Genomic DNA, 12,197 nt, shown 5'->3' with positions numbered 1-12,197 from the left:
CTTAACCCTCTTTCTCAATCAGAGTTAGACAATCTCTAAGGATTGGGCCGTATTCGAATTTGCCAGAACACGCGTAGGTCATTAGAGCAAGATCTTCTTCATCCAGCTCAAGCACACCAAGCTTTTGCGCCACTTCCGTGTCATTTACGACAATCGAACGTAGCAATTGTGTTGGCAAAATATCCATCGGCATCAAGTTTTCAAAGTGGCCTAAAGGCAACATTGTACGATCACTACCATTCGTCGTAGACGTCATGTCGAAACTTGTTTTACCAAGCAGTTTAGACAAGAAAACGTTTAATACAGAATGTTTCTCTGCGCCTGGGCGCAAGTAGTGGACCATTTGACGTTCGCGGCCTTCACGAATGACAGAAACTTGATTGTGGTAACGACCAATAAATGAATATGGCCCTGTCGCTTTGCGGCCAGAAAGAACAGAACCTGAAATAATACGGTTCTCACCTTCTTTTAGCTCACCTGCGACAATTTGATCAAGGTTTGCACCGAGTTGCGTACGCAACAAACGAGGGTTGTTAACTTGCGGACCGCCTAAAGAGATAACACGATCAGTATAAAGCTCACCCTGAACAAACAATTTACCAATAGCTACAACATCTTGATAGTTCACACTCCAAACGACTTTAGAGTCGCTCACAGGATCCAAGAAGTGGATATGTGTACCAGCCAGCCCTGCTGGATGAACACCACCAAACTCTTGTACCGAAACATCAGACGTCGTTGGAACTTTACTTCCTGGCGCTTTACACAAGTAAACCTTACCTTCAGTCAAACGAGAAAGAACCGTAAGACCATCAGCAAAGGCTTCTGCGTTGTCCGCTAACACTACTTCTGGATCAGCAGCAAGTGGGTTGGTATCCATTGCCGTTACAAATATAGAGCGTGGCGCTGTATCAACGGCAGGGACTTTAGAAAATGGACGAGTTCGGAACGCAGTCCAAAGCCCAGAATCTACTAAATTAGTCACAACAAGATTTCGATCTAAAGTGCTTAATTCGGAGCCCGCATATTTAGCGAACTCGACTGAATCATCACCTTCGACATCAATCACTACTGACTGTAACACACGACGTTCACCACGATTAATCGTAGAAACAACACCTGAAGCGGGCGCAGTGTACTTCACTCCTTCCGTTTTCTTATCTGTGAAGATAACCTGACCCTTTTTGACCTTGTCACCTTCCTTGATCAACATAGTAGGTTTCATACCATGAAAATCAGGGCCGATAACTGCAACCGATTTCGCAGCAGGAGCAGCTTCAATCGTTTGATTGGGAGCTCCACTAATCGGCAGTTCTAGGCCTTTTGTAATTTTATACATATGTTCTGCCCAACAATAAAATTGAACACCAAAGCGTTCGTGCTTTAAACCAGATTCCCCTCCGGGACAACAACCGGGTTTGTATAAACACCTTAGCGACGTTTAAAAAAGCACAATCTCACTTCACCAAAAAACCGGAGTATTATAGAGGGCATTAGTTCTCTTGACTACTAGAAGGCAATTTCTTTACCACCCTTCTTTGCATTTTTCTTACCGAATTACGAATTACTCGCCGTAAAATGAAGAAATATTCGCCAATGGTTCACCATGATGATCATTTAGCGATCAACTTGTGTTTTTGTCGCGGTAATTTTAAGAAAACAGAATCCTCAAAATTTCCCGTAAGACCCAGTTGCGACTCTATTTTAAAACCGAGACAATAACCCCTATGAACACAAAAGAGACCTGACATAAAAACTGAATCTCAGGCACCACTTACTCAAGGAGCACTGCATTGCAAAACAGTCATGCACAAATACGCATAAAGGACCTTCGCTTAAGAACCTTTATTGGGTTCAACGACGAAGAGCGACGCAACAAACAAGATGTTATTATAAACGCCCTTATTGAGTACCCAGCAAATGAAGCCTGCGCTACCGACGAAGTGAGCCATGCTGTAAACTATAAAACCATTTGCAAAAAGATCATTGCACACGTTGAGTCTAACCGTTTTTTGCTTTTAGAAAAGCTAACATCCGACATTCTGCAAATATGTATGGAGCCGGAGCAAGTCACTAAAGCTTCTGTAGAAATCGATAAGCCACACGCACTTCGATTTGCAGACTCCGTTTCTTTTACTCTTACCGCCGCTAAAGATTTATAAACTATGGACAACCGCTTCAAGCTCAAAACAACGACTGGCTACAAAAATATTTTTCAGGGCTCTCCAAATAAACTTTATGCTGCCCAGTTATTGGAACTCAGTCGTTCCAACAACCGCCCTATTTTATTTATTGCGAATACGGTTTCGGAATTAAATGACCTTGAAGATGCGCTGTCCTTTTTAGCCAAAGCCGACATAGAGATTCTACGATTTAGCGAATGGGAAACATTACCTTATGACGCTTTTTCGCCGCATCAGGACATTATTTCTCAGCGCCTCGAAACGCTCGCAAAGCTCCAAGAAAGTCAATCTTGCATAATACTGACCACTGTCAACGCTGCCATGACTAGGCTGTGTCCACAGAGCCATATCGATGCACAGCGATTTCATGTCCAAACAAATCAAACGGTCACGCCGGACACACTTGCTAGCCGACTGATAAATGGCGGTTATCTGAATGTTGATACTGTGCGAGAACATGGCGAGTTTTCTATTCGCGGCGCTCTCATGGATGTTTTTCCAATGGGGGCTGACAACCCCATCAGGATTGATTGGTTTGACACAGAAATAGACAGCCTTCGCTTTTTTGATCCTGAAACACAGCGCAGCGCGACCAAAGTTGACGAAATTAAAATCTTACCCGCTAAAGAGTTCCCAACCACACCAAATGGCATCCAGTTTTTCCGCCAACGCTTTAGGGAACGGTTTGATATAGACCCTTTATCAAACCCTATTTACCAAGATATTTCATCCGGTTTAATGCCTGGAGGTATTGAATATTACTTACCTCTCTTCTTTGAGGAAACCAGCTGCATCTTTGAGTATTTGCATAAAGACACGTGTGTAGTGCGGAGTAAGACATTAAATGACCATATCGCATCGTCGCTTATGGACATAAAATCTCGTTTCGAATCCCTAAACTACGACATAGAGCGCCCAATATTAGCGCCCAAAGACGTCTTTTTAGAAGAGAGCGAAGTGTTTGCTCAGCTCAACACATTCGTTGGTGTTATTTTTGACACCGACGGCGAGAACAATGCTTTCTCCACTTTACCCACTCTCACCATAAATTCCAAACTGAAAAATCCGCTTGAAAACTTCATTCAGTTTTTAGAGAAATACGACATTCCTACGCTAATTTGCGCAGAAACCGCAGGTAGACGAGAAGCATTAATCGAATTACTCAACAAACACAAACTAAAGCCCGAATACATTGGGGATTGGCATACCTTTAACACCACCCTACCAAAGTTCGCAATTACCGAAGGGTCACTAACACACGGTTTTATACTCAACGAAACGTACGCCGTTATTGCTGAAAATGAACTAATGGGCGAGCGCGTTTCACAACACCGAAGACGCAAACACTCAGACGTCAACGAAGACGCCATTATTAGAAACTTAACCGAATTGCGTCTCGGAGCGCCGGTCGTGCATATCGATCACGGCGTAGGACGCTACCTTGGCCTTACAAATCTCGAAATAGACGGTCAAGAAACAGAATTACTGACACTTGGATATGCCAACGAAGCCAAACTGTACGTCCCCGTTTCATCGTTACAACTGATTTCACGCTACACCGGTGCCGACGAAGAAAACGCACCACTTCACCGCCTTGGTACAGAAAAATGGAGCATAGCAAAGCAAAAAGCAGCCGAGAAAGCGCGTGACACTGCCGCCGAACTGCTAGAAATATACGCAAAAAGGGAAGCGCGATCAGGTTACGCATTCTCCAAACCCGATGATCAATATGCTCTATTTTCGGCCAGCTTCCCATTTGAGGAAACGCCAGATCAACAAATGGCTATCGATGCCGTTATCAAAGACATGTCGACCGGCAAGCCAATGGACCGACTGGTCTGTGGAGACGTGGGGTTCGGGAAAACAGAAGTCGCAATGCGCGCTGCCTTTTTAGCCGTTCAAAGCGGCAAGCAAGTCGCCGTACTGGTTCCGACTACCTTACTTGCACAACAACATTACGAGAATTTTTGCGACCGCTTTGCAGACTGGCCCGTACAAATAGAGCTTCTATCTCGTTTCCGCTCAGGCAAGCAATCCAAAGAAGCAATAGCGAGGCTTGAAGAGGGTAAGGCTGACATCGTAGTTGGCACACATAAACTCATCCAAGGCGACATCAAATTCTCAAACTTAGGGCTTGTCATAATCGATGAGGAGCACCGATTTGGAGTCAAACAAAAAGATCAATTCAAAGCTCTACGCGCTGAAGTTGATGTATTAACACTGACAGCGACACCTATTCCGCGAACGCTCAACATGTCACTGTCTGGGATCAGAGATTTATCGATCATCGCGACACCTCCCGCAAAACGACTGTCAGTCAAAACATTTGTTAAGAAAAAGGACGACCACCAAGTCAAAGAAGCGATTTTACGCGAGCTCCACCGTGGCGGTCAGGTCTATTACCTTCACAATGAGGTAGAAAGCATTCAGAAAACGGCTGAATTCATTTCCGAACTGGTACCTGAAGCAAGAGTCATGGTCGGGCACGGACAAATGCGTGAACGAGAGTTGGAACAAGTCATGTCCGATTTCTATCACAAACGCGCTAATGTTTTGGTCTGTTCAACCATCATCGAAACTGGTATCGATATCCCAAATGCAAATACTATTATTATCGACCGAGCAGACAAGTTTGGTCTGGCGCAACTCCATCAGCTTCGAGGACGGGTCGGCCGCTCACATCATCAAGCTTATGCCTACTTGCTCACACCACCAGACAGAAAAGTTACAGGAGATGCAGAGAAGCGACTTGAAGCGATTACCATGGCAGACACACTCGGCGCAGGTTTTACCCTTGCCACCCATGATTTGGAGATACGAGGCACAGGTGAGCTGTTAGGAGAAGGTCAAAGTGGACACATAGAGCATGTTGGTTTTTCACTTTTTATGGAGATGCTTGATCGTGCCGTCAAGTCCCTAAAAAACGGGGAATCACCGAATGTCGACATCACCTCACCAGCACAAACAGAAGTCAACTTGCGGATCCCCGCACTGATTCCTGACGACTACCTTGGCGATGTACACACACGCCTTATGTTGTATAAACGAATCGCCAGCGCAGAGTCAGAAAACGCGTTAAAAGAACTTCAAGTCGAAATGATTGATCGCTTTGGACTTCTACCGGATGCGACCAAAAATCTGTTCAGACAAACAGACTTAAAGTTAAAAGCAGAACAACTCGGTATAGTTAAAATAGAAGCGAACCAAAAAGAGGGGAAAATCCATTTTGGCAAAGATACCCCCGTCGACCCAATGAAGCTAATACAACTTATTCAGAAAAAACCAGATCAGTATAAATTAGCTGGCTCAGACACCTTGAGATATGTTGTTAGCATGATCAGCGCCGACGACCGATTCCAACAAACCCACAAAACTTTGGAACTACTACATTGAAACTCGCAAAGCTAATCCTCTTATCAAGTACGTTCTCGGCGTACACCTATGCAACCGAGATAGACTTAGCGAGCATAGATCCAGAAAAGGCGCGTGCCTACCAAGCCTACTTACTTACCTTTGAATGGCCCAAAGGCACAAGCAGTGAAGAAGTCACCTATGAGGATATAAAAAACAGTACGAACATCGTGTCGTACGACCCTCCAGAGCTGAACATCGAAGAAAGCACAACACGTCCAGCAACCATTGAACCACTTTTCAACGCATTTGATGGGTTCAATAAAAAGGTAGGGCGACACGCAAAAGTACTCTCGAACGAAAAGTGGACATTTATCTTCCCTGAAGCGGGTTTCACGCATCATGAAACCTTTCACAGCACAATCGATGCAAACGGATACGTTGACCTCAATGGCGACATTTCAGTTAAGTTGGGTCGCTATTTAGAGACGGAATTAAACTACCAGCATTATTTATTTTCTACCCTAGAAAATAGTGAGGCTTCAGAAGAGGATAAAAGTGCGTCCGAAGAAAACAAAAGCGCTCCATTAGACTCTGCCCAGAACGAGCAAACCACTTTAGTAGGCCTTCCGTCTGCGCAAAGCATCATCCCGTTACGACCCATTCAGGTTCTCAACCTTACGCTCAATAACAAAACAGCCAGCAAAAAAATCAATTATTTGGATCATCCTATTATCGGAACACTGCTGTATTTTGTTCCGATGGATCTAGAAGAAGCAATCGAACAGAAAGCGCTCGAATCATTTACACCAGATTTAGGTGAAAACAAAACACAAGAAGACTTAACATCAAGTGAATTGGAATAACTGCCGCTCAAAACTTTAGATACTCCATGAGCAAACCACAAAAAAAACGGCCTTTCATTGAAAAGGCCGTTTTTTGTTTTTATTTAAAACTATCTATCCCTTCGTCCCACTTAAATTTCTAAAGCAAGCAGAGTGACAGATAGAACATTTCTACACTTTGAAGTGACTCAAATCAGCATTTAAGCTATCAATATTGCCAGTGATATTTTGATTCGCCTTGGCAACCGATTTAGCATCACCGCTTGTTTCTTGGGCAATTTGATTGATATTTTCAACGTTACCCTGAATCTGGCTAGATACCGTAGATTGCTCTTCAGCCGCTGCGGCGATTTGATTGTTCAAGTCTGCAATTTCATTTACAGCATGAACGGCATTATCAAATTGGTCAGCCGTCTCGCGCCCAATTTCCAAACAATGCTGAGTAATTTCTACACCTTTGTTCATTCGGGACATTGCATCTTCAGCCCCTTTTTGCAAGTTTTCAACTAAGTTCTGAATATCGACCGTTGACGTTTGTGTTCTCTGAGCCAATGAACGAACCTCGTCTGCAACCACTGCAAAACCACGCCCAGACTCTCCTGCCCTTGCGGCCTCAATTGCAGCATTCAATGCAAGCAAGTTCGTTTGCTCCGCAATACCTTGAATAGTATCCAGAACAGCGCCGATATTATCCGTTTCTTTAACCAACTTATTAATGCTGTCAGATGTATCTTGAACTTCAGCCGACAACTGAGTCGTGATTCTCTGATTTTCTTCCGCGGCAGATTTACCTTTCGTCACTAAATCTCGCACATTTTCGGCAACATCAGACGCCTCCATGGTGCTGCGTGCCACTTCACTCGTTGCGATGCTCATTTGCTCAATCGCACTTGCTACAACTTCAGTTTCTGTTTTCTGCTTCTCTACACCGTCGAGCGTATTTTTTATCACTCCAACGGCAGACTGCGAACTTTCATTTAATGAACCAGAAGATTTCGCAACGTTCAGGATAATGCCGTGAAGCTTACTCAAAAAGAGATCCAGCTTATTTGCGACATCTCCTAACTCATCTTTAGTAGATAAGTTCATTCGCATTGTAAGGTCACCTTCACCCGAAACAAGGTCTTCCAATCTCGCTAACAACTTTTTAATAGGACGAAGAATCGATACACCCACAGAGTAAGTAATCATCAAACCTATTAAAACAGAGACGACAAGTGCAATGACAATAACCCGAACGGCATTTTGCTCATCTTGATAGGCCGTATTTACAGAATTAATTGAAAATTGCTGAACCTCATTTAAGACCTCAATGATATGCTCATCAAGCGTCTCATTTGCGTGCTCAATCATCGCAATTTCATCTAAGGCACTTTCTATCCCACTGTCCGTAATATGCTGCAAGAACACTGAGACTAACTCCTCAATCTCAAAGTATTCATTCTCTACGAGCTTGTATTCAGAAAGAACATGCTGATACTCTTTTTTCGCCTCGACAGAATGCACGTCATTTGAGAGCTGAATAATAGTGTGCTCAGCAGCGACAATCTCGTCATGAAGCTTCTTCATATTTTTATTTAGTTTATTGATCAGATCCTGCGATTCAGCCGAGATACCTTTACCCTTTACCTGATCTAATAACGCGTGCGATATCACTTTCTCAATCGCTACGGCATTCTGAAGCTGATGCTCAGTGACTAGCGAAAGCGTTTTAGTCAACGGCAAATGATCATGCGCAACTTCCTTTATCTCATCTCCTATTTTCGCCATTTGAGAGATTGCAAACACCCCTACCGCAATCAGCAGTACAAGCTGAATGACACTCATCAAAATAAGCTTTTGAGATATCTTTAATCTCGACATAACTCTCCCCTAAACCACTATAAAAAATACGTTACTGCGTTTGATTTCTATGACCCACTAAAACACTTTATTGTAAAACAAGTATTTAAGATACATTAGTTTTTCCAACTGAAACCATAGAAACTTACTAAACTATTCTAACTACGAATAGTGACTCATTTCCTATTACATTACCGTTGGAATGTGTGTGCCTTTTGTGACGTTTTGATACACAGCACCTCCTTTTTGTTTACATTGATGGCGATGCACGTTAGGTCCGAGGTTTGTGTTATTTTAAAATATGATTTGTTTTATAGAGGTTCCGTTTTACAATTACCGATTACCTTTATTAAAAATGACACGCTCATACGGAGTAACTGTGACACAATTTAGACCCTGCATCGATTTACACCAAGGCATGGTGAAACAAATCGTCGGCGGTAGCTTAAATGATAGCGGAGCTACAGAGAACTTCATCAGCCAACATGACGCAGAATACTATGCGGATCTGTATAAAGCTCATGGATTACAAGGCGGACACGTCATAGCCCTAGGGAAAGATAAGAAGAACCACGAACAGGCTATCTGCGCATTGCGCACCTACCCAAATGGGCTGCAATATGGTGGAGGAGTCACCGCAAAGAATGCCACAGAATATCTAAAGGCAGGCGCGTCTCACGTCATTGTTACCTCTTATCTATTTAAAAACGGCGAATTCTCTTGGGATCGTCTAGACAAGATCAAACGCGAAACCGGTGTTGATCGTCTCGTTCTTGACTTAAGCTGTCGACGAGCACACGACGGCTGGTATATCGCCACTGATCGCTGGCAAACAATCACATCTACCGCCATCAATGAAGAGAACCTTTATGAATTTGCGCAGCATTGTGATGAGTTTCTAATTCACGCGGCTGACGTAGAAGGTTTGCAAGCTGGCATAGATGAAGATTTAGTCAACCTAATTGGCAAATTCAGTCCCGTTAACGCAACCTATGCTGGCGGCGCCCGTTCTCTCGACGATCTTAGCAAGGTTCAAACGCTTTCTGATGGTAACGTTGATTTGACGATTGGAAGCGCATTAGACATATTTGGCGGCTCTGGTGTCACGTTGGAAGAATGCATAGCTTGGAACAAAAGCAACGCTCTCGTACCCGCATAATCTCACGAAACAGCAACGTATCTTTTTAGCGCCACTTTTCGTTCGTTTCTACCTCTTTTGAGACAAAAAAAAGCCAGCCCAATAAAACTAAAGGGCTGGCAATTGAAGCCTAACGGCAAAGGGGAGTTCACTTAAAATACTCTTAAATACAAATAGTCAGACCCTTCACCTTTAACTAAGTTCCATTTAAATAAAACTTTATCTTTAAAACCTTTGTCTTCGCACTATAGGTTCATCTGTATGCTCTCACACCGTTTTACCTACTGATATCCAGCCTAAGAGAGCTATAAACTATCCGTCGCATCCATCATGTTTGTCCAAGTCACAACATGTTTATCAAACTCTGAACGCTCTTTTTTAGAGATAGACTGCATCGTTGGTATTCTCGCCGTCATTGGGTTAACAGGACGTCCGTTTACATGCAGTTCATAATGCAGATGAGGCCCTGTAACACGCCCAGTGCTGCCGGAAAGAGCAATAACCTGACCTCGTTTTACACGCTGGCCGCGACGAACAAGAATCTTGCTCAAATGTAAGAAACGCGTACTGTACTTACCAATATTATCGATAACAACGTATTTACCCGCATATCGATGATTTGCCGTTCTAGTCACAATACCATCGCCCGTTGCAAGCACCTTGGTTCGATTTGGCGTACCTATATCAGTACCATTATGCGGCGAGCGTCGACCTGTCACTGGATGTCGACGATTTGGATTAAATTTGGACGTAATTCGGTACTTTTGAGCGGTAGGCCAACGTCGCAATGCGGGCGTTAGGCTATGCGCTTTCTCATCGTAGTAGCGTCCATCATTATGTAGAAAGGCTTGATAGTAGTTGCCGCGCACCTTAATGCGAACCGCTTCTAGCTGACGTCCGCCAACAAGCTCTCCTCCCACATCTCCCTGCTTAAAAACGGCATCGAATGTATCGCCAGCACGTAAATCGCGACGAAAATCAAAGCGATTTTTTAGCAATTCGCTAATAACCATTACGTTGCCATCGGTCAATCCTGAGCGCTTAGCAGAAAGATAAAAACTTCCTTTTATCGTGCCGTGCAATGCCTCATGGCTCCAATTGATTTCTTTAAGCTCTTCCTTGTATACAAAGCCTCCGTTATCGTGACGCTCATAAGCTATTGTTTTGCTAGGATCTATTCGACGAGACAATCGCGCCAGCTCATTCTCAGTGTCCATATCGAAACGAAGCCGATCCCCAACCTTCAAAGGTTCGAGCACCAGATATTCTTGATCTGCTTCAAGGATGTTATACAAGGTATTAATGGCAATGCCATACTTCTGAAAGATCGCTTCTAATGTATCACCCGACACAATCGTATGCTCAATCAGGCTTGGCTTAGCAATGTCTTTTCGAACGCTTTCCAAAGGATCAACGACTTTAATATCGGGCAGTATGGAGTTAGAGCCTGTATCTGAAGGATCAACACCAGGATCGACATTTAAGCCATCATCCGATTCCTTTGCGCCATCTGTAATACTAGGAATGCTGTGTATGGCTATTTTGGGAGGCTCAGGAATGGTCCCTTCGATAGGTGCTAGACTTATTTGATTAGTAGGCAAAGCATCGTACTCTTGCTCTCTAGAATCGTCAGAGACAAGGCCTTCATAAATGCTCAAAAAGAGCACAAATACCGATACTATAATAATTATCCAAAGGCGAGGGCCCGACGGCAACCATCCAGACCTTCTCTGTATACGCGACATACTAGGTACTTCTTAAACTCTTTACGGTAAATTAAATTGGACAGTCTATCGAAGGTACGCAGAAGCACAAGACTAAATATCAAAATGATGATCAGACTCATGTCCTTTTCAACAAAAAAAAGCAGAAAAGCCTGCATTATTAAAAATAATGGCCTATGCTGGGTGCTTTTTGAACACATAGACTCGCAATCAATCGGCAAAAACATTCCGTGTTTCGCATTAATGCCTAAATGATCTTGCGACTCCTTAACTAAAATTAATATCTGACCAATCACTATGACACTGGCAAATGTAAATGCGACACACATTACTGATTTCGCCACTTCCGATGGAAAACAGCAAAACAGTACGATCATTAACGAAACCCCCGTCGCAATTTCGATCGATGAAATCAATTATGCCGTTATGATGATCACCCCCGTAGACATCGAAGCATTCATTGTTGGTTTTCTATTTACAGAAAACATCATCGACAGTTTTAGTGAAATTAAAGATTTAACAATCTCAAAAACACAGATACCAAATATAAACTCAACGGGCCTATTAGCGAACGTTGCGCTAATAGGCAGAAAACTGTCTCAATTTAAACATCAACATAGAAGCAGGCTTGGTAAAACAGGCTGTGGTATTTGCGGCATAGAATCTTTGGATTTGGCCTTTCCAAATATTGAACGCAGGAAAGACAAAAAACCAAAGTCCATAGCAGAATTAGATACGATGTTTCTTAACACCGCTCGAAGCATCATGGAACGCTATCAAGAATTAGGTAAAACAATTGGAGGAATACACGGAGCAGTAGTTCTAAACGAAAAAGGTGACGTGGAATGCACCGCAGAAGATATAGGTCGACATAATGCATTGGATAAAGCGATAGGCAAACAGCTAATACAACGTAAAACGATTGATCATTGCTTCTGCATCATGACAAGCCGATGCAGCGCAGAACTAGTACAAAAAGCTGCACGAGCTAATTTGGCGGGGTTAATTCACCTAGCGTCACCCAGTAGCCTAGCAGTAGAAATGGCAAAACACGCGGGCATAAACGTCGTACATATACCTAAAGTCGACCTTCCGCGCGTCTACGCATAGGAAA

The 12,197-nt window shown here is 43.4% G+C and carries 8 protein-coding genes; 5 read left to right on the top strand and 3 right to left on the bottom strand.

Going from position 1 to position 12,197, the window contains the following annotated elements; all coding sequences use genetic code 11:
* Window position 1 precedes the first annotated feature (1 nt).
* Window positions 2-1,339, bottom strand: a complete 1,338-nt coding sequence (locus DFP79_RS02945) for a Na(+)-translocating NADH-quinone reductase subunit A (RefSeq protein WP_133502462.1) — start codon at window positions 1,337-1,339, stop codon at window positions 2-4.
* 454 nt (window positions 1,340-1,793) lie between these two features.
* Here DFP79_RS02945 and folX point away from each other — a divergent pair, with 454 nt between their 5' ends.
* Genes folX through DFP79_RS02930 form a run of 3 tightly spaced genes read left to right on the top strand, consistent with a single transcriptional unit; the run spans window position 1,794 to window position 6,400 of the window.
* The gene (gene folX, locus DFP79_RS02940) at window positions 1,794-2,162 is read left to right on the top strand and encodes a dihydroneopterin triphosphate 2'-epimerase (protein ID WP_133502461.1); all 369 of its coding nucleotides are present in this window, start codon (window positions 1,794-1,796) and stop codon (window positions 2,160-2,162) included.
* 3 nt (window positions 2,163-2,165) lie between these two features.
* A complete protein-coding gene (mfd, locus tag DFP79_RS02935; RefSeq protein ID WP_133502460.1) occupies window positions 2,166-5,576 on the top strand; it encodes a transcription-repair coupling factor in 3,411 nt (1,136 codons plus the stop codon).
* A complete protein-coding gene (locus tag DFP79_RS02930) occupies window positions 5,573-6,400 on the top strand; it encodes a CsiV family protein (RefSeq protein WP_166637626.1) in 828 nt (275 codons plus the stop codon). Before mfd ends, DFP79_RS02930 begins: the two co-directional genes overlap by 4 nt.
* A gap of 150 nt (window positions 6,401-6,550) precedes the next feature.
* Here the strand turns inward: DFP79_RS02930 and DFP79_RS02925 are convergent, their stop codons facing one another.
* Window positions 6,551-8,242, bottom strand: coding sequence for a methyl-accepting chemotaxis protein (locus DFP79_RS02925; protein ID WP_133502458.1), 1,692 nt, complete (start codon window positions 8,240-8,242; stop codon window positions 6,551-6,553).
* A gap of 358 nt (window positions 8,243-8,600) precedes the next feature.
* Between DFP79_RS02925 and hisA the strand changes: the two genes are divergently transcribed.
* Window positions 8,601-9,380 carry a phosphoribosylformimino-5-aminoimidazole carboxamide ribotide isomerase gene (hisA, locus tag DFP79_RS02920; RefSeq protein WP_133502457.1) on the top strand — a complete coding sequence of 260 codons (780 nt, stop codon included), beginning with the start codon at window positions 8,601-8,603 and terminating at the stop codon, window positions 9,378-9,380.
* Between the two features lie 284 nt (window positions 9,381-9,664).
* Here the strand turns inward: hisA and DFP79_RS02915 are convergent, their stop codons facing one another.
* The gene (locus DFP79_RS02915; RefSeq protein WP_243730199.1) at window positions 9,665-11,026 is read right to left on the bottom strand and encodes a peptidoglycan DD-metalloendopeptidase family protein; all 1,362 of its coding nucleotides are present in this window, start codon (window positions 11,024-11,026) and stop codon (window positions 9,665-9,667) included.
* A gap of 354 nt (window positions 11,027-11,380) precedes the next feature.
* Between DFP79_RS02915 and DFP79_RS02910 the strand changes: the two genes are divergently transcribed.
* Window positions 11,381-12,193: a formate dehydrogenase accessory sulfurtransferase FdhD gene (locus DFP79_RS02910; RefSeq protein WP_133502456.1), complete on the top strand. Its 813-nt coding sequence runs from the start codon at window positions 11,381-11,383 to the stop codon at window positions 12,191-12,193.
* The last annotated feature ends 4 nt before the right edge of the window (window positions 12,194-12,197 follow it).

Origin of the sequence: Marinomonas balearica (genome assembly GCF_004362145.1) — a bacterium.
Classification (GTDB): Bacteria; Pseudomonadota; Gammaproteobacteria; order Pseudomonadales; family Marinomonadaceae; genus Marinomonas; species Marinomonas balearica.
The sequence above is the reverse complement of the archived record's forward strand: the minus strand, read 5'-3'. Positions and strand labels throughout refer to the sequence as shown.

What these genes read in the sequence shown, in the direction of transcription:
- DFP79_RS02945 (WP_133502462.1), bottom strand. Translation starts at nt 1,339, where the DNA reads ATGTATAAAATTACAAAAGGCCTAGAACTGCCGATTAGTGGAGCTCCC.
- mfd (WP_133502460.1), top strand. Translation starts at nt 2,166, where the DNA reads ATGGACAACCGCTTCAAGCTCAAAACAACGACTGGCTACAAAAATATT.
- DFP79_RS02925 (WP_133502458.1), bottom strand. Translation starts at nt 8,242, where the DNA reads ATGTCGAGATTAAAGATATCTCAAAAGCTTATTTTGATGAGTGTCATT.
- DFP79_RS02910 (WP_133502456.1), top strand. Translation starts at nt 11,381, where the DNA reads ATGACACTGGCAAATGTAAATGCGACACACATTACTGATTTCGCCACT.